The organism is Cupriavidus sp. FW305-27, assembly GCF_058787995.1.
Genome location: NZ_JBYTAG010000028.1, coordinates 65,628 through 81,917, shown reverse-complemented (window position 1 = coordinate 81,917; position 16,290 = coordinate 65,628). Strand labels below are relative to the sequence as shown.

The 16,290-nt window shown below is 68.3% G+C and carries 17 protein-coding genes; 4 read left to right on the top strand and 13 right to left on the bottom strand.

What is annotated here, in order from left to right; genetic code table 11:
* Positions 1-34: 34 nt before the first annotated feature.
* Both fmdA and AC3WRI_RS15565 read left to right on the top strand, forming a co-directional pair.
* Positions 35-1,267: a formamidase gene (gene fmdA, locus AC3WRI_RS15570; protein ID WP_010814081.1), complete on the top strand. Its 1,233-nt coding sequence runs from the start codon at positions 35-37 to the stop codon at positions 1,265-1,267.
* Positions 1,268-1,307: 40 nt separating this feature from the next.
* The gene (locus tag AC3WRI_RS15565) at positions 1,308-1,622 is read left to right on the top strand and encodes an FmdB family zinc ribbon protein (RefSeq protein ID WP_010814082.1); all 315 of its coding nucleotides are present in this window, start codon (positions 1,308-1,310) and stop codon (positions 1,620-1,622) included.
* 38 nt (positions 1,623-1,660) lie between these two features.
* On the opposite strand, the gene AC3WRI_RS15560 is transcribed toward AC3WRI_RS15565, so the two are convergent.
* Positions 1,661-3,148: an AMP nucleosidase gene (locus AC3WRI_RS15560; RefSeq protein ID WP_011616336.1), complete on the bottom strand. Its 1,488-nt coding sequence runs from the start codon at positions 3,146-3,148 to the stop codon at positions 1,661-1,663.
* Positions 3,149-3,335: 187 nt separating this feature from the next.
* Here AC3WRI_RS15560 and AC3WRI_RS15555 point away from each other — a divergent pair, with 187 nt between their 5' ends.
* On the top strand, positions 3,336-3,725 hold the full coding sequence (locus AC3WRI_RS15555) for a GNAT family N-acetyltransferase (RefSeq protein ID WP_010814084.1): 390 nt from the start codon (positions 3,336-3,338) through the stop codon (positions 3,723-3,725).
* A gap of 24 nt (positions 3,726-3,749) precedes the next feature.
* Here the strand turns inward: AC3WRI_RS15555 and AC3WRI_RS15550 are convergent, their stop codons facing one another.
* The 5 genes from AC3WRI_RS15550 to AC3WRI_RS15530 all read right to left on the bottom strand — a co-directional run bounded on the left by AC3WRI_RS15550 (position 3,750) and on the right by AC3WRI_RS15530 (position 8,579).
* The gene (locus AC3WRI_RS15550) at positions 3,750-4,514 is read right to left on the bottom strand and encodes an NADPH-dependent F420 reductase (RefSeq protein WP_492293500.1); all 765 of its coding nucleotides are present in this window, start codon (positions 4,512-4,514) and stop codon (positions 3,750-3,752) included.
* Between the two features lie 96 nt (positions 4,515-4,610).
* A complete protein-coding gene (locus AC3WRI_RS15545) occupies positions 4,611-5,657 on the bottom strand; it encodes an MBL fold metallo-hydrolase (RefSeq protein ID WP_492293499.1) in 1,047 nt (348 codons plus the stop codon).
* Between the two features lie 186 nt (positions 5,658-5,843).
* The gene (locus AC3WRI_RS15540) at positions 5,844-6,809 is read right to left on the bottom strand and encodes a Bug family tripartite tricarboxylate transporter substrate binding protein (protein WP_454750627.1); all 966 of its coding nucleotides are present in this window, start codon (positions 6,807-6,809) and stop codon (positions 5,844-5,846) included.
* A gap of 42 nt (positions 6,810-6,851) precedes the next feature.
* The gene (locus AC3WRI_RS15535; RefSeq protein ID WP_010810446.1) at positions 6,852-7,205 is read right to left on the bottom strand and encodes an AtuA-related protein; all 354 of its coding nucleotides are present in this window, start codon (positions 7,203-7,205) and stop codon (positions 6,852-6,854) included.
* A gap of 12 nt (positions 7,206-7,217) precedes the next feature.
* The gene (locus AC3WRI_RS15530) at positions 7,218-8,579 is read right to left on the bottom strand and encodes an acyclic terpene utilization AtuA family protein (protein ID WP_439672267.1); all 1,362 of its coding nucleotides are present in this window, start codon (positions 8,577-8,579) and stop codon (positions 7,218-7,220) included.
* A gap of 112 nt (positions 8,580-8,691) precedes the next feature.
* Here AC3WRI_RS15530 and AC3WRI_RS15525 point away from each other — a divergent pair, with 112 nt between their 5' ends.
* Positions 8,692-9,597, top strand: coding sequence for a LysR family transcriptional regulator (locus AC3WRI_RS15525; protein ID WP_010810448.1), 906 nt, complete (start codon positions 8,692-8,694; stop codon positions 9,595-9,597).
* Between the two features lie 54 nt (positions 9,598-9,651).
* On the opposite strand, the gene AC3WRI_RS15520 is transcribed toward AC3WRI_RS15525, so the two are convergent.
* From AC3WRI_RS15520 to AC3WRI_RS15490, 7 genes are all read right to left on the bottom strand, one after another.
* On the bottom strand, positions 9,652-10,443 hold the full coding sequence (locus AC3WRI_RS15520; protein ID WP_011616332.1) for an SDR family oxidoreductase: 792 nt from the start codon (positions 10,441-10,443) through the stop codon (positions 9,652-9,654).
* A 37-nt stretch (positions 10,444-10,480) separates the two neighbouring features.
* Entirely contained in the window at positions 10,481-11,617 is a 1,137-nt protein-coding gene (locus AC3WRI_RS15515) for an ABC transporter substrate-binding protein (protein ID WP_492293498.1), read from the bottom strand.
* A gap of 273 nt (positions 11,618-11,890) precedes the next feature.
* Positions 11,891-12,403, bottom strand: coding sequence for a hypothetical protein (locus AC3WRI_RS15510; RefSeq protein ID WP_010810451.1), 513 nt, complete (start codon positions 12,401-12,403; stop codon positions 11,891-11,893).
* Between the two features lie 214 nt (positions 12,404-12,617).
* A complete protein-coding gene (locus AC3WRI_RS15505; RefSeq protein WP_010810452.1) occupies positions 12,618-14,057 on the bottom strand; it encodes an acetate kinase in 1,440 nt (479 codons plus the stop codon).
* Between the two features lie 76 nt (positions 14,058-14,133).
* Positions 14,134-14,979, bottom strand: a complete 846-nt coding sequence (locus AC3WRI_RS15500) for a hypothetical protein (RefSeq protein ID WP_011616331.1) — start codon at positions 14,977-14,979, stop codon at positions 14,134-14,136.
* A 10-nt stretch (positions 14,980-14,989) separates the two neighbouring features.
* The gene (locus AC3WRI_RS15495) at positions 14,990-15,688 is read right to left on the bottom strand and encodes a C39 family peptidase (protein WP_439669561.1); all 699 of its coding nucleotides are present in this window, start codon (positions 15,686-15,688) and stop codon (positions 14,990-14,992) included.
* Complete coding sequence (locus AC3WRI_RS15490) at positions 15,685-16,119, bottom strand: hypothetical protein (RefSeq protein ID WP_010810455.1); 435 nt, start codon at positions 16,117-16,119, stop codon at positions 15,685-15,687. The genes AC3WRI_RS15495 and AC3WRI_RS15490 overlap by 4 nt, the downstream gene beginning before the upstream one ends.
* Positions 16,120-16,290: the final 171 nt, after the last annotated feature.

Sequence of the window (16,290 nt, the reverse complement as noted above, 5' to 3'; positions counted from 1 at the left end):
CCCCCACCCCCTTTTCCACCCAGGAGGCAACGTCATGACGGACACCCTGATCAAGGTCGATCTGGCCGAATCGCCGTACGAGAACCCCAACGTCCACAACCGCTGGCACCCGGACATCCCGATGGCCTGCTGGGTCAAGCCGGGCGACGACTTTATCCTCGAAACCTACGACTGGACCGGCGGCTTCATCAAGAACAACGATTCGGCCGACGATGTGCGCGACATCGATTTGTCGATCGTCCATTTCCTGTCCGGTCCAGTAGGCGTGGAAGGCGCCGAACCCGGCGACCTGCTGGTGGTGGATCTGCTGGACATCGGCGCCAGGCCGGAAAGCCAGTGGGGCTTCAACGGCTTCTTTTCGAAGCAGAACGGCGGCGGCTTCCTGACCGACCACTTTCCGCAGGCGCAGAAGTCGATCTGGGACTTCCACGGGCTCTACACCTCGTCGCGCCATATCCCCGGCGTGAGCTTTGCCGGGCTGATCCACCCGGGGCTGATCGGCTGCCTGCCGGACCAGGCCATGCTGGAGACGTGGAACAAACGCGAGATGGATTTCATCGCCACCGATCCCGGGCGCGTGCCCCCCCTGGCCAATCCGCCGTTTGCCGCCACCGCGCACATGGGCAGGCTGCAAGGCGATGCGCGCGCCCAGGCTGCCGCGGCCGGCGCGCGCACGGTGCCGCCGCGCGAGCATGGCGGCAACTGCGACATCAAGGACCTGTCACGCGGTGCCAAGGTCTACTTCCCCGTCTATGTGGACGGCGCGGGCCTGTCCGTGGGCGACCTGCATTTCTCGCAGGGCGATGGCGAGATCACGTTCTGCGGCGCCATCGAAATGGCCGGCTGGGTGCATATGCGCGTGTCGCTGATCAAGGGCGGCATGGCCAAGTACGGCATCCGCAATCCGATCTTCAAGCCCAGCCCGATCACGCCGAGCTACAACGACTACCTGATCTTCGAAGGGATCTCCGTCGATGAGTCAGGCAAGCAACATTACCTGGATGTGCACGTGGCCTACCGGCAGGCATGCCTGAACGCGATCGAATACCTGAGCAGGTTCGGCTACTCGCGGGCCCAGGCCTATTCGATCCTCGGCACAGCGCCGGTTCAGGGGCATATCAGTGGCGTGGTGGATATTCCCAATGCCTGCGCCACGCTGTGGCTGCCGACGCAGATCTTCGATTTCGATATCCGGCCCAACGCCAGCGGGCCGGTGAAGATGATCCAGGGCGGCGTGGACCTGCCCCTTTCCCCCGACCTGGCCTAGCCTGGAAGGTGGTTGTCGTGATCCCACTGGCGGAGATGCAATGCCCACCTACGACTATCGGTGTGAAGATTGTGGCGATTTCGCGGTGATGCGGCCAATGTCGCGGCGCGACGAAGCCGCGGCCTGCCCGCAATGCGGCGCGCTGGCAGCGCGCGCGCTGGTGGCCGCACCGGCGCTGGCCAGCATGGCGAGGTCGGCGCGCGCGGCGCATGCGGTCAATGAGCGCAGCGCGGCCGAGCCCAGGTCATCGTCGGCGCATGGCGCCGGGTGTGGCTGCTGCGGCCCGGTCCGGCTGGCCGGGCGCACGGACGCGGCCAAGGCCCCCGGGGGGCGGCCCTGGATGATCAGCCACTGAGCGGAAGTTGCCTTTTGCGGCTGCCGGGAGCGGGGCGACTAGCGGAACGCCGGCTCGTCGAAACTGCGCAGCTTGCGCGAATGCAGCTGCTCCACCCCGTTCTCACGCAGGATGCGGATCGCCTCCAGCCCGATGGTCATATGCTGGCTGACACGCTGGCGATAGAAGGCGTTGGCCATGCCGCGCAGCTTGAGCTCGCCATGCAGCGGCTTGTCCGACACGCATAGCAAGGTGCCATAGGGCACGCGCAGCCGGAAGCCGTTGGCCGCCACCGCCGCGCTTTCCATATCGATGGCAATCGCGCGCGACTGGTTGAAGCGCGCATACAGCGACTTGGACTTGAGTTCCCAGTTGCGGTCGTCGGTCGAGACCACCGTGCCGGTGCGCATGCGGGTCTTCATCTCGTTGCCGGACAGCCCGGTCACGCGCGCAACGGCCTCCTGCAAGGCCACCTGGATCTCGGCGATTGGCGGCACCGGCACCCACGGCGGCAAGTCGTGGTCGAGCACGTGGTCGTCGCGCACATAGGCGTGCGCCAGCACGTAGTCGCCGAGCTGCTGCGAGCGGCGCAAGCCGCCGCAGTGGCCCACCATCAGCCAGCAATGCGGGCGCAGCACGGCCAGGTGGTCGGTCATGGTCTTGGCGTTGGACGGTCCCACGCCGATATTGACCAGCGTCACCCCCAGCTTGTCTTCGCGCACCAGGTGATAGGCCGGCATCTGCGGCAGCGCGCGCGGGCGCGAGGCGTCGTCGGGTTCCGCGCCGCCCAGTTCCTGCATCACGTCGCCGGGTTCGACAAAGCGGGTGTAGCCGCCGCCGTCGCTGCTGGCCATCAGGCCCCGGCCCAGCTCGACAAACTCGTCGACATAGCGCTGGTAGTTGGTGAACAGCACGAAGCGCTGGAAATGCTGCGGTGCCGTGCCGGTGTAGTGGTACAGCCGCTGCAGGGCCAGGTCCACGCGCTCGGCCGGGAACAGCGACAGCGGCCAGGCCTCGCCCGGGATCGGCTCATAGGTGCCGTTGGCGATGCCGTCGTCGATGCGGCTCAGCTCGGGCAGCACGAACGATGCCTCCAGCTCGCGCGCCTGGGTGTAGCTGATGTCGGTGGTCGAAGCCTCGATCACGAACGGCAGCGGGATCGGGCGCCGGCTCAGCCCTACCACCACAGGCACGCGGTGATAGCGCATCAGCCGCTCGATCTGGTCGCGGTAGTAGTCCGCCAGCAGGTCGGGGCGGGTCACGGTGGTGCCATACACGCCCGGGTAGGCCACCGTGCCCCATGACGGCCGGCTGTCGGTGACCATGGTCTCGATATTGACCGAGATGCCCAGGTACGGATAGCACGCATGCGCGGCCGAGGGCAGCGGCTTGCCGCTGGCGAAGGCATCGAAGCGCGCGCGCACGGCGCCGACAGAAGCTTCGTAGATGTCGCGGATGCGCGCGATCGCCGCATCCGCGTCGGTGAACTCGGCAAGCTGATCGGCCGGATGTGCGGAGGAAAAGACGGGGGCGTTCATGGAGGCCATGATACCGCGCCGGCGCGCCTGCGTGAGCAGCACCCGACCCCGCCGGAAGCCAAATTGACGCGCCCGCGCCCGCTCGCTACACTCCGCCAATTGCGCGGCACGGGTTCCCGTGCCGTTCTCGACTCGCGGCGCCCCTCGTGGCAGGGGGCGGCGAGGGGCCGTACACGCTTTACTGGGAGAGCCGCCGATGGAAATCCGTAACCTGTTGCCTGACGACATCGAGGCAGCCAGACAACTACTGATCGCCAACGGCTGGGCCCACCGGGTGGGCGGCCCGGAGAAATTCGCACGGCTGGTGGCCAACTCCCAACGGGTGGTCGTGGCGGTGGAGCACGGCGAGATCGTCGGCTTTGCCCGCGCACTGTGCGACGACGTCTGCGACGGCTTCCTGTCGATGGTTGCCGTCGCGCCCAGCCACCGCCGGCGCGGCATCGGCCGCGCCCTGGTGCGGCACATCGTGGGCAACGACCCCGACATCACCTGGATGCTGCGCGCGGCGCGTTCCTCCGAAGCCGCATTCTTCGGCCAGCTCGGCTTTACGCCGTCGATGGTGGCAATGGAGCGGCGCCGGCCCTGATGCGCCAGCGCGCCCGGCGCAGCGTCAGCGGGCGCCCATCTTGCGCCGGAACTCTTCGGCCGTACCCACCTGCCGGAACAGCGGCCCGCCCGGTGCGAAGCGATCCGCGCTCGCCAGCGGCCCCACCACCACCGGTTCGAATCCCGCATCGCGCACCAGCTGCGCGGCCACATCGAGCGCGGCCTTGTCGTCGCCGGCAATGGGCACCGCCACCAGGCCGCCCGCCCGGTGGTGCTCGCTGGCAAACTGTGCCGCCCCCATGAAGTTGAAGGCCCGCACCACGCGCGCGCCGCGCAGGTAGCGCGCGGTGGTGATGCCGATGCCGTCACGCCTGGCCTCCTCGGTGATCGGGCCATCGCGGTGCTCATAGGCATTGGTGGCATCGAGCACGATCTTGCCGCGCCAGGCATCGGCATGGTCGCGGCTGAGCTGCGGCAGCGCGCCGTAGGGCGTGGCCAGGAACAGCACGTCAGAGAACGCAATCGCCTCGGCCACGGTGCCGGCGCGCGCCAGCGTACCCAATTCTTCCACCAGCGGCTTGAGTGCCTCCGGGTGCCGCGACGAGAACAGGACCGGGTGTCCGGCCTTGACCCACAGCCCGCCCACCGTGCCGCCGATGCGGCCCGAGCCGATCACGCCGATGCGCTGCGCGGCGGCCTCGCGGCTGGCCGCCGGCCCAGGCTGGGCGCGCGCGGCGCGCGGCAGGGGCACGGCCAGCACCAGGGCCGCGGCGCCGGCACCAAGCCAGCGGCGGCGGGCAGGATCGAAGCGGGATGCCTTGGCGTTCATCGCAAATCCTCCGCAGTAGACACGACCACCCGTCCCGTACGTCATACGGGCAGCTGGGATGACTCTAGGCGAAAAGCGACGGCCGTGCGTGGACGGCTAGCGGTCGTTGCGGATCGGACCGAATTCGGCCGGCACCCATGCATACCCGGCCGCATCGCGGCGCACATGGCCAAGGCCCGGGAAAGGCATATGCGCGCCCCCCACCCACAGCCGGCCCTTGGCGGCATCGGCCAGGATGCGCTGGCGCGTGATCACGGCCTGTTTGCTGTCCACGTCAAACTCGATCGCCACTTGCGGGCGGCGGAACTGCACCGCATGGCTGTGCACGATGTCGCCCCACAGCAGCAGGCTGTCCTTGCCCGAGGTGAACAGGTAGCCACTGTGGCCCGGAGTATGGCCATTGGCCGGCACCGCGCGCACACCGGGAACGGGCTCGACACCGGCGCCGCCGTTGAAGGGCCGGAAGCGCTGCGCCGCCTGGTACGGCGCGACCGCGGCGCGCGCCATGGCGAACAGGCCCTGCGCCTCCTTCGGCGCGGCAGCGGCATTGGCCTCGCTGAGCCAGTAGTCGGCATCGGCCTTGTCGACATAGACGGTTGCGTTCGGGAAGGCCGCCTTGCCGTTGGCGGCCAGGCCGCAGGCGTGGTCGCCGTGCAGGTGGGTCAGCAGCACGGTGTCGATCTGTTCCGGCGCGTAGCCCGCCGCGCGCAGGTTTTCGCCGATGCGCCCGAGCGTGGGCCCGAAGCAGGCTGCCGCGCCCGTATCGACCAGCACCAGGTGGCTGCCGGTATGGATCAGGTAGGCGTTGACCGCGGTCTGCATGCCTGGCGTCGATTCGACGAACATCCGCGCCAGCAGGCTCTGCACCTCGCGCGCGCTGGTGTACCTGAGGATCTTCGGGTCCAGGTCGATGTAGCCGTCATAGAGCGCCGTGACCTCGAGCTGGCCGACCATCATGCGGTAGTAGCCCGGCACCTGGGTCTTCTGCTGCGCCGGCGGCGTGGCGGTCTGCGCAGTGGCGATGGCGGGAAGCACGGCGGCCCCCATGGTGACGGCGATGGCGGCACACAATACGGCCTGGCGCAGCCCCGGGCGACGGCCGGGATGTAAGTTTGCATGGCACACCACGGACTGCTGCTTCATATCCTGTTCCTGTTCTGGTTGGTATTGTCGAGGAGTAGGCCGGAGCGGCAAGGCCGCGCGGCCAGGCATATCTTAGCCGGCCCTTGTCCATCAAGGCCGCAAGCACCAAAGCGTACCTACTTCTGCGTAAAAAACGGGGCCGTTTGGCCCCGTTTTCCATGCATGGGAGCTTGCGCTGCCCTGCGTTCACTCCGGCTGGATATTCGCCGCCTTGATGATGCGTCCCCACTTGCCGGACTCTTGCAACTGGAACTTCGCCAGCTCCGCGGGCGTGCTGGTGAACACCTCTGTGCCGGTCGACTTGTAGAAGCCAGCCGCGCTATCGCCGCGCGCGGCCTTGACCATCATCGCATTGAGCTTCGCCACCACCGGCTGCGGCGTGCCGGCGGGCGCATAGGCCGCGAACCAGTAGCTCATCTCGTAGCCCTTGACGCCGGCTTCGTCGATGGTGGGCACGTCCGGCGCCAGCGGCGAGCGCGTCTTGCCCGACACCCCCAGCGCGCGCAGCTTGCCGCTCTTGACCTGCGGCAGGCCGGTGGCCGTGTCCGTGATCATCATCTGGATCTGGTTGCCGAGCAGGTCGGTGATGGCCAGCGGGTTGCTCTTGTACGGCACGTGCAGCAACTCCACATGCGCCATCTGCTGGAACAGCTCGCCGGCAATGCGCGACGACGAGCTGCCGCTGCCGAAGCTGAGCTTGCCCGGCTGCTGTTTTGCCAGCGCGATGAACTCGCCCACGGTCTTGGCCGGCACCTGCGGGTTGACCACCATGATCTGGCCGCCGCGGCCCAACGCGGTGATCGGCGCGTAGTCCTTGACCGGGTCGTAGGGCAGCTTCTTGAACAGGTGCTCGTTGGCCGCATGCGTGGTGTTGGTGCTGATCAGCACGGTGTAGCCGTCCGGCGCGGCCTTGGCCACGTCCGACGCGGCGATGAAGCCATTCGCGCCCGGCTTGTTGTCGACCACCACGGTGACCTTGCTGTCCACGGTGATGGCCTGGCCGATGGCACGCGCCAGCTGGTCGGTGGCGCTGCCGGCGGCGAACGGCACCACGAAGCGGATCGGCTTGTCCGGGAACTCGGCCCAGGCCTGCCCCGCGGGCAGGACCAGCGCAAGCGCGGCGACGGCCAGTGGCTTGAGAAATGGGTACATCGTGGTCTCCTGTAGAAGTCGTTGTCGGTGTGAAGCGGTGGATCAGTGGCTAGCCGCGGTGCCGGACACGAGCCGCGGCGGCACGGGGATCTCAAGCTGCAGCAGGCGGAACGACAGCGCCTTGCCGTGCGTGTCGAGGTTGAGCGCGTCGTTGACGCCGCCATCGAGCACGCCATCGAGGACGAAGTTCATCGCCTGCAGCGACGGCACCAGGTAGCGCGTGACGGCCGTGGGCCGGCGCTCGCGGAACAGCGCGCGCACGGCGTCCTCGGTCACGTGCTCGACCAGGTGGTCGTAGTCGCGCGCGTCGTAGGCGATCACGCTGATGTTGGAACGGTTGCCCTTGTCGCCGGTGCGGCCGTGTGCGAACTGGTAGAGCGCGGCAGTGTCAGTCATGGTCGGACCTCCTCAGGCGATGAAGCTATGCGTGGCCGTCACGGCCTCGCGCGGTACCAGGCACGACACCGCATTCAGGCGCGCGCGCTGCGCGGTGCGCACGCCGCCGCCGCCGGCCGGGCCGCAGGTATAGAGCGCATTGACCTCGCGCTGCAGGGCCTGCGCCACCGTCAGGTCGTCGTGCGCCAACGCGGCGCGCAGGCGCACGTCCTGCGCCGCTTGCTCATGCGGCTGGCGCTGGGCGAACATGGCGCCGCCATCGTCGGCCAGCACGCTGAGCACGCCGATCAGGTCGAAGCGGATGGGCGCGTCATGGCCCAGCAGCTGCATGCGCCGGCGCAGGATGTCGGCGGCCAGCCGCGCGCGGGCGGCGGCATTGGGGCCGGCGTACGAGATTTCGCCCTCGGCCAGCCAGCCGCCGTGGCTGAACACATTGGCCTTGAGCTGCGCCGGGCGGGGATGGCCGCGCACATTGCGCACCGCCACGCGGTCGGGGGCCAGTTGCGTGACCGTGACCGTACCAATATCTGCGACCACGTCAGGCGTCAGGTACGCGGCCGGATCGTGGACCTCGTACAGCAGCTGCTCCTTGACCGTGCGCAGGTCGACGCAGCCGCCGGTGCCGGCGGCCTTGAAGATCTCGATGCCGCCGTCCTCGGCCAGCTGCGCGATCGGGAAGCCCACCGCATGCACATCGGGTACGTCCTTCATGCCGGGATCGGCAAAGTAGCCGCCGCTGACCTGCGCCCCGCATTCAAGCAGGTGGCCGGCCATGGTCGCGGCGGCCAGGCGGTCCCAGTCGTCCCACGACCAGCCAAAGTGCGCCATCGCCGGCCCCACGGCCAGCGCCGGATCGGCCACGCGTCCGCACACCACCACCTGGGCGCCGGCGGAGATCGCCTCGGCGATGCCTTGCGCGCCGATATAGGCGTTGGCGCAGACGAAGCGATCGGCGTCGAATGCATCGCCAAGAATGCCGTGCAAGCGCGCGCGTCCCGCATCGTCGGACAGGTCATCGCCCTCCACTACCGCAACACGCGGCTCGGGCAGGCGCAGTTCCTGCGCCAGCTGCAGCACGCGCCGCGCCGCGGCGCGCGGATTGGCGGCGCCGAAATTGCCGACGATGGGAATGCGGTGTTGCAGGCACAGGCCCAGCACCGGCACCAGCAGCGCATCGAGCAGCGGCTCGTAGCCCTGCGCGGGATCGTTGCGCCGCGCCAGCTGCGCCAGCGCGAGTGTGCGCTCGGCCAGGGTCTCGAAGATCAGCGCGGCCGGCTGGCCGGAGGCAATCAGCGTGCGCACCACCGGCAGCGCGGCATCGGTGCGGTCGCCGGAGAAGCCGGCGCCGGAGCCGATCAGCAAGGGAGCAGTCATGGTCGGGGGCAGGTCGTTGGTGGGGTCGATCCCATTCTAGGGCTGGTACGTCCAGCCAAAAAACGGATTATTTGGATTAATCTATCGACTTAGTGGATAAATCCGCCAGCCCATGAACCTCTCGGTCAAGCACCTGCGCGCCTTCGTGGCGCTGGCCACCTACCGCAACTTCACGCGCGCGGCGCGCGCCTGCCACCTGTCGCAATCGGCCTTCAGCGCGCTGGTGCAGACACTGGAGGAACAGGCCGGCAGCCGGCTGTTCGAACGCACCACGCGGCATGTGGAGCTGAGCAGCGACGGCGTGCGCTTCGAGCAGACCGCGCGCCGGCTGCTGGCCGATTTCGAAACCGCGTTCGAGGACCTGCGCGCGCACGCCGAGCGGCGCAAGGGGCGGGTGTCGATCGCGGCGCTGCCGTCGCTGGCCGGCGGCGACTTGCCGCCGCTGCTGGCGCAGTTCCGCGCGCTGTATCCGGGCATCGCGCTGGAGCTGTTCGACCAGCTCGCCGACGGCTGCATCGAACTGGTCCGCCAGGGCCGCGCCGACTTTGCGCTGGCCCCGGCACCGGCCCAGGACGAAGACCTGCGCGTGGAGCCGCTGGTGCGCGACACCTTCCACCTGGTGTGCCCGGCGGACCATGCGCTGGCGCGCAAGCGCCGCATCACGCCGCAGATGCTGGCGGGCCTGCCGTTTATCCAGCTGTCGCGCACGACCAGCGTGCGCCAGCACCTGGACGCCGCGCTGCATCCGTTGCGCCTGACCAGCGTGATGGAGGTGGAGCACCTGGCGACGGTGGCGGCGCTGGTGCAGGCGGGGCTGGGCGTGAGCGCGGTGCCGTCGCTGGCGCTGTTTCAGTTCCGGCGCGAGGGGCTGGCGATCCGGCCACTGCAGCTGCCGTCGCTGGTGCGCGATATCTGCCTGGTGCGGCTCAAGGACCGCGGCGACTCGGCCGCTGCAGCCGCGATGATCGACTGCCTGCAGGCGTTCTACCGCGGCGGCAAGCCGCCCGCGCGGCGCTGAAAACCCGCCAGGAGTGGCACGCAGAATTGGGTACGCTTTGCCGCCGACGACGGCTCAGAAGTGCCCGAGATAGCCGCCGTCCACGGCCAGCACCTGTCCGGTGACATAGGACGCGGCCGGCGACGCCAGGAACACCACCGCCCCCGCCACTTCCTCCGGCTGGCCCCAGCGGCCCAGCGAGGTGCGCTGGCGCAGCCACTCGGCCACGCTCTCGTCCTCGACCATGGGCTGGTTGGGCTCGGTAGCGAAGTAGCCCGGGGCGATCGCATTGACGGTGACGCCGTGCCGCCCCAGGTCGGCCGCCATGGCGCGCGTGAGCGCATCCAGGCCGCCCTTGGTGGCGGGGTAGAGCACGTCGCCGGCACGCGCGACCTGGCCCGCAATCGAGCTCACATTGACGATGCGCCCGTAATCGCCGCCGCGCATGCGCTGCGCGGCGAGCCGGCACAGCGCGTAGGGCGCCACCAGGTTGGTCTCGAGCATGGCGCGCAGGTCGCCGGCATCGAGCTGCGCCATGGTGCTGCGGTTGCGCGCGCCGGCATTGTTGACGAGGATGTCGAGCCGGCCATGGGCGGCGTCGATGCGGTCGAACGCGGCAGCCACGGCGGCTTCATCGGTGATATCGAGCACCAGCGCCTCGGCGCTGCCGCCGCGCGCGGCCAGCGCGGCGACGGCCGCTTGCACGCGCTGCGCATTGCGCGCCACCACCAGCACATGGGCGCCGGCGTCGGCCAGCCCGGCGGCAATCGCCAGGCCCAGGCCCTGCGCGCCGCCGGTAACCAGCGCCACGCGGCCGTGCAGCGAGAACGGGGTACGGGAATCGGGGGAGAGGGTAGGAGTAGCCATGCGGGGGACTATACCGCAGCCCCCCTATCCGCGGCTTTCAGCGGATCAGCTTGCCGGTGGACGAGACGATCGACATTTCCACGAACGACGAGCCGGTATGGCGCTCGGCGCTGTAGCTGATCAGGATGCCGCCAAGGTCGTAGTCGCGCATGCCTTCCAGCGCCGTGACCAGGCGCTCGCGCGTCAGGTCGGGGCCGGCGCGGCGCAGCCCTTCGACCAGCACCTTGGCCGACATGAAGCCCTCCATGCCGGCGTTGGACGGCTCCACGCCCTGCTGCTTGGCCAGGCTGCGGTATTCGCTGGCCAGCGTCATCTGGCTGGAGTTGGTGCCCGGCACCACCTGCGTGATGATCAGCCCGCGCGCATCGTCGCCCAGTTCACGGATAAAGGAATCGGCGGCGTTGTTGGACAGCGTGACGAACTGTGCCTCGCTGCCTGCGCGGCGCAGTTCGCGGATGATGCGCGCCGCCTCGGAGCCCGAGCCGATCACCAGTACCGCCTGCGGGTTGGCCTTGTTCATGGCGGCCACGCTCTGGGTGATATCGCCCATGGGCCGGGCAAAGCTTGCCGTCGCCGCCGGCTGCACCCCGCGCGCCTGCAGCGCGGCGCTGTAGCCTTCGAGCACGTCCCGGCCAAAACCGTCGTTGGCGTAGAAGATGCCGATGCGGCTCATGCCCGAGGTGGCCAGGTGGTTGATCGCGCGCGCCACCTCGTCCTGGTACTTGGCGCGCACATTGAACACGTAGCGGTTGACCGGCCGGTGCAGCGTGATGGCGCCGGTCAGCGGCGCCACCAGCGGCACCTTCTGCGCGGCGATGATGGGCAGGATGCTTTCGTTCTGCGGCGTGCCGCGCACCATGAAGAGCGCGAACACCTTGTCCTCGTCGATCAGCCTGCGCACATTGTCGGGCGTGCGCTTGGCATCGAAGCCGTCATCGTGGGTCACCAGCTCGATGCGCCGCCCGGCCACGCCGCCGCTGGCGTTGATGGTGCGCAGGTACACCTGCGCGCCGGCGATCTGCTCCTTGACCGAACCGGCCACCGGACCGGTGACGCCGGCCGACTGGCCGATGCGGATGGTGTTGCGGGTCACGCCCGGTTCCGCCAGGGCCGTCTGTGCGGCCCATCCCAGCGTGGCGGCCAGCATGCCGCACGCGATCCATTTCGCTTTCATTGTCTCGACCCCTTGCGCCTGTGCGGCTGTCCTTCATTGTGTATGGCGGCGCGGCATGCACGGCCGCGCGCCGTTACGCAAGTTACCGCATGCGTCTCATGGGGGCAAACCGGGAAAGATCGGAGTGTTGCAGCGGCATCACACCGGAACCGCGAAGGCGGTTCCGGTGCGAGCCGGGGCGCGCTAAAGGATGCGCGTCAGGGCGCGCCGCAAGGGCGCGCGGAAAGACATGCGACCGCGTTGAACGACAATAAGCGACGATACGCCGACGGCTCAGGGGAAAGCCGGCACAGCCGGGTCCAACCCCGCAAAGCTGGCTTCCGGATGCGCGTTCGCGAGCAGGGTTTCGATTTCCTCGACACGGCTGCGCGGCACGTCGACCATCAGCAGGATCTTGCCGGCCTCGATGTCCTTCTCGAATGCACGCAGCCGGCTGTTGGGTGCCGAACTGCCGATCATGCTCGAGGCCCACGCGCCAAACACCGCGCCCAGCACCGCCAGCACGCCGACGAGGCCCCACTGCGGGGTGTCGCTGACGATCGGGAACATCGCCACCACGACGCCGGCCACGACGCCCACGCCGCCGCCGACCATCAAGCCCATCTCGGCGGCATGCACGATGTCGGAGGTCTGGAACAGGTTGGCTTCATGCAGGCCGGTCATGTCGGAGCCGTCGCGCGCCACGAAGTGGATGTGGCGGTTCTCGAGCCGGGCAAGCAGCAGGTCGTCCATGGTGCGACGGGCACTCGCCAGGTCGGGCAACAACCAGAAGATGCGTTTGCGCATGTCTCTCTCCTTTTTCAGGCCGCACCGCCGGTGAGTTTGAGCCTGGTCAGAAAGTACCGCTGGCGGCGCGGGGTTATTTCTTTGTACGCCGTTCAAGGGGCCAGCGCAAGGCGCGTTTCCGTGCCTGCGCACCCTCGCCGCGGATGTGATGCGCACGTGCCCCCGCACATGCGGGGCACGCGTCACGTCAGGCGGAAATTCGCAGCAAAGCGCGTCAGAAAGTGATTGGCAGGCGCAGGTTCACCTGCAGGTCGGGGGTGTCGCGCGTCAGCCCCGCACCCACTGAAAGGTTCACCGTGTAGCGGTTGTTGAAGCGGTACGAATAGCCCACCAGCAAGGTGCCCTGGGTCACGCGCACCGAGCCCGGCACGGTCTGGCCGTTCTGCTTGGTCGGCCAGATGATGGCCTGGTCATAGCCGATGCTGAACGACGCCTTCTCATTGAGCGACAGGCCCATGCCGAAGCTGAACTCGAAGATGTCGCCGGGGGCGATCTTGCCGAGATTCTCCTTCTCGCCGTTCAGCACGGTGCGGCTCACGTTGTCGCGCGCAAAGTTGTGCAGGTAGCTGAAGGTGCCGAAGAACACCGCCGGGTCGGTCGGCAGCAGCCAGGTGATGCCGGGCTGGATCGCCTGGAAGCCGGTGCCGGTGGGCAGCCCGAGCGGCAGGCCGGTGCCGGTGGCATTGCCCACGCAGCGCGTCACGCAGTCGGTCACGACCTCGAACGGGTCGGTGCCGGTATTGGACTTGTAGCGCAGCCAGCCGACGAAGTACGGAATCTTCTCGTTGCCGTAGTTGAGCTGGTAGCGCACCGTCGCCTCGACGTCGCCGATACCGCTGCCGCTCGCATTGAACACGCGGTCGACCGCCGTGCCGGTGAAGACCTCGCGGCTGACTGTCTGGCCCGATGAGTGCACGTAAGGCACCTTGGCTTCGATTTCCAGCCGCTTGGTCAGGCCGTAGCGAAACGCTACCGACGGGATGTAGGTCGAGGTCTTGACTTCGCGCACATCGACCAGGCCGATCAGGATGGCCGGGATGACCGTGTAGCCGACCAGCGCGACGCGGTTATTGGACGAATAGCCGTACTGGAAGCCGGGCTCGATCACCAGCTTGCCCTGGGCGGTCAGCACGCCGGGCTGGTCGATGATCGGCGCGATCTCAGGCGGACGGCGGTCTTCCTCCGGCGGGCGGCCCACGGGTTCTTCCAGGGCCACGGTCTGCCGGTCGGCGGACTCGCCCGCCTGCGGACCCTGGGCCATGTCCTGCGGTGGCTGGAGAATGATCTGCTGCGGGTTGTTGACCGCGTTGGGCGCTGACTGGGTGGCGCTGGCAGCGGCCGCCGCGGTAGCGGCGTTGGTGGCATTGTCGGACGGCGACACGCCTGGCCCCGCGCGCTGGCCGCCGCGCTTGTTGGCCAGCACCTCGGTGCCGATCACGTTACGCAGTTCGCGGATCAGCGCCTCCTGTTCGGCCAGCGCCCGCTTCATGGCGTCGAGCTGGGTGGCCTGTTCGGCAAGCTCCTTCTGCAGTGCTTCCAGTCCGGCTGCGGGTGGTCCCGCATCCGGCGGCGTCTGGGCCTGCGCCAGGCCGCCGAGCAACAGTAACGTCGAGCATCCCGCATTGCGAATGCCCTGCATCGACCGCTTCTTCATGACGTCTTCCTCCCCCGGGACGGCAGGCTGTTCTTGCAGGAGCCTGCGACCTGTACTGCCCGATGCCTCGCTACGACTACCTCATGCTTGCGGCCCGCATCAGCGCGTTGTTCAGCGTGGTGTTGGCCAACTGCGACCGGAATGCCTGCAGCGTATTTACGCTTGCGTCGATTGTCATCAGGCTCCGGATGCTCTGGTTGTTCAAGGTGTTCTGGATCACGGTCGTTGGCGTCCCCGCCAGCGATCCCACCGATGCCGCATTGCCCGGGCCGTTCTGGATCACGTTCAACAGCCCATTGCTCACGACCTGACCGGTGGCCGTATTCACCACCGCCGCCGGCAAGCCCGCCGCACCGCTGGCGCCCGAACCGGCCCCGGACGTGCCGGTGCTGCTGGCCGAGGCGCCATTGGCCGCCGAGGTGGCGCTCCCATCCGAACCGGCCGCGCCCGCCGCCGCCAGCGCGTTGGCGACCGCCGCATTGGTGCTGGCAACGATGGCCGGGCCCAGCGTCGAGGCAAGCCGCGCAGCCTGGTCGGCGGTGATACGGCTGACATCGGGGATGTTAATGCTGGTGGCAACCACCAGGGCCCCGTTGATGTACACCGCGCGTTCGATACCGAACGAAACCTGCAGGCCCGGCACTTCGAAGCCGCCCCGCATGTCGTCGAGTTTTTCGTGTGCTACCGGTTTCCAGCCGGCCATGCTGCCGCGTGCGGCAGCCAGAGGGTTTTGGTCCTGCCCGTCGCTCGAGGGCATGGCCCCCTGCAATGGAAGCGCCGACGCGTCGAGGGCGTCGGGCTGTGGCAGCATGGTGGCCTGCGCCGTGCCGGCACAGGCCAAACCGGCCCCGAGCAGCATCGCCGCGGCCGCATGACCGGCGCTGCGAGGGGCTGCTGGGGTCGGGAAGGAAGTCTGCAACATGATGCGTTCCTCAAAAATCGCCCGCGCCATGCTTGGGCATGACGGTGAAGAACAGGCTATCCCGGTTGACTCCCATCCAGTAAGGACCGCTCGGCGCAACGCGCCAGTCGGCTGCAAGGTTGAACCGCGCCCGTTCGGTGCGGTTATGGATCACGAACAGCAGCTGGCTGTCCCAGATCTGCTCGAAATGCTCGCGTGACATCGCGCGCGTGCCGCGTGCGGGATCGCCGATCAGCACGCGGTCGCCCTTCACGCCCTTGACCACCACGAAATGGTGGTAACCGTTCTCCACGATCAGCACGATGGCCGGCACCTGCGTCTCTTCCAGCTTGGACAGTGGCAGCTCGTAGCCGTCCGCCTCATAGCCGAGCGCGGCCAGGAAGCGCTTCATGTCGAGCAGCGAGAACCCCTCGGCGCGGATCTTCTGCTGGTCGCCGTTGAGGTACATGTTCTGGAAGACCGTGGCCTCATTCATCGGATGGCCGTACTGGTAGCTCAGCAGCGTGGCCACCGCGGCCGAGCCGCAGCTGAAGTCGAACTGCTGCCGGATCGTGGACTTGAAGCGAGCCTCGCGCACGCTCGTGACCCGGACGTTGTAGGACTCGCCGACCGGCCCGTATATCAGGGTGTCGGCAGCCTGGGCACATGGAACGCCCCCCGCGGCCAGCAAGAACGGTACAGACGCCCACAGGTTTCGCAGCGGCTTCATTGCTTGAACTGGACGTTGACGATAGTGGCGTTCTGGATCAGTACGTTGGAGCCCGAGTTCTGGATCGCGGTGGGAATCCCCGCCGCATTCGAGAAGGCCCCGTCCGCGATGTTGTTGGTGCCGGACAGAATATTGACCGCGGCGTTGTCGGCCACGGTACCGTGCAGGCGCATATCGTTGACCGTGACCTCGGCGCCGCCACGGATGTCATCCAGTTTAGACACGGGTACGGCTTTCGCCACCCCTCCGAACAAGGAAGTTGCGGCCGTCGGCTGTGCGGTGATTGCAGCCGTGTCCGGGGCTGCGCCAGAAGCAGCGCGCGCCGCTGCCATGGCGGCGTCCAGCCCTGGCGGCTCAGCGTGCGCCTGCAGCACTGGCCAGGCGAGTAAGACCGTCGCGAATGCGCCGACGGCGAAGCGGACCGATTGCATGATGTCGTCTCCCCTTGCCTGCCGGCCGCCCCCATCCGGACGGCTGCAAGGCAATCAGGCTTGCTTGGGGCATGACAGGACCCGCGCGCCCGCACACAGGATGCGGGCGCCGGTCCTGCCGGCATGAGTGCGAGCTGCCGGTCTGGCCCGGGCACAAGTCCCGGGCCAGAC

What these genes read in the sequence shown, in the direction of transcription:
- AC3WRI_RS15555 (WP_010814084.1), top strand. Translation starts at nt 3,336, where the DNA reads ATGGAAATCCGTAACCTGTTGCCTGACGACATCGAGGCAGCCAGACAA.
- AC3WRI_RS15560 (WP_011616336.1), bottom strand. Translation starts at nt 3,148, where the DNA reads ATGGCCTCCATGAACGCCCCCGTCTTTTCCTCCGCACATCCGGCCGAT.
- AC3WRI_RS15510 (WP_010810451.1), bottom strand. Translation starts at nt 12,403, where the DNA reads ATGCGCAAACGCATCTTCTGGTTGTTGCCCGACCTGGCGAGTGCCCGT.
- AC3WRI_RS15490 (WP_010810455.1), bottom strand. Translation starts at nt 16,119, where the DNA reads ATGCAATCGGTCCGCTTCGCCGTCGGCGCATTCGCGACGGTCTTACTC.
- AC3WRI_RS15495 (WP_439669561.1), bottom strand. Translation starts at nt 15,688, where the DNA reads ATGAAGCCGCTGCGAAACCTGTGGGCGTCTGTACCGTTCTTGCTGGCC.
- fmdA (WP_010814081.1), top strand. Translation starts at nt 35, where the DNA reads ATGACGGACACCCTGATCAAGGTCGATCTGGCCGAATCGCCGTACGAG.
- AC3WRI_RS15535 (WP_010810446.1), bottom strand. Translation starts at nt 7,205, where the DNA reads ATGACTGACACTGCCGCGCTCTACCAGTTCGCACACGGCCGCACCGGC.
- AC3WRI_RS15525 (WP_010810448.1), top strand. Translation starts at nt 8,692, where the DNA reads ATGAACCTCTCGGTCAAGCACCTGCGCGCCTTCGTGGCGCTGGCCACC.
- AC3WRI_RS15565 (WP_010814082.1), top strand. Translation starts at nt 1,308, where the DNA reads ATGCCCACCTACGACTATCGGTGTGAAGATTGTGGCGATTTCGCGGTG.
- AC3WRI_RS15530 (WP_439672267.1), bottom strand. Translation starts at nt 8,579, where the DNA reads ATGACTGCTCCCTTGCTGATCGGCTCCGGCGCCGGCTTCTCCGGCGAC.
- AC3WRI_RS15520 (WP_011616332.1), bottom strand. Translation starts at nt 10,443, where the DNA reads ATGGCTACTCCTACCCTCTCCCCCGATTCCCGTACCCCGTTCTCGCTG.
- AC3WRI_RS15545 (WP_492293499.1), bottom strand. Translation starts at nt 5,657, where the DNA reads ATGAAGCAGCAGTCCGTGGTGTGCCATGCAAACTTACATCCCGGCCGT.
- AC3WRI_RS15500 (WP_011616331.1), bottom strand. Translation starts at nt 14,979, where the DNA reads ATGTTGCAGACTTCCTTCCCGACCCCAGCAGCCCCTCGCAGCGCCGGT.
- AC3WRI_RS15550 (WP_492293500.1), bottom strand. Translation starts at nt 4,514, where the DNA reads ATGAACGCCAAGGCATCCCGCTTCGATCCTGCCCGCCGCCGCTGGCTT.
- AC3WRI_RS15540 (WP_454750627.1), bottom strand. Translation starts at nt 6,809, where the DNA reads ATGTACCCATTTCTCAAGCCACTGGCCGTCGCCGCGCTTGCGCTGGTC.
- AC3WRI_RS15515 (WP_492293498.1), bottom strand. Translation starts at nt 11,617, where the DNA reads ATGAAAGCGAAATGGATCGCGTGCGGCATGCTGGCCGCCACGCTGGGA.
- AC3WRI_RS15505 (WP_010810452.1), bottom strand. Translation starts at nt 14,057, where the DNA reads ATGAAGAAGCGGTCGATGCAGGGCATTCGCAATGCGGGATGCTCGACG.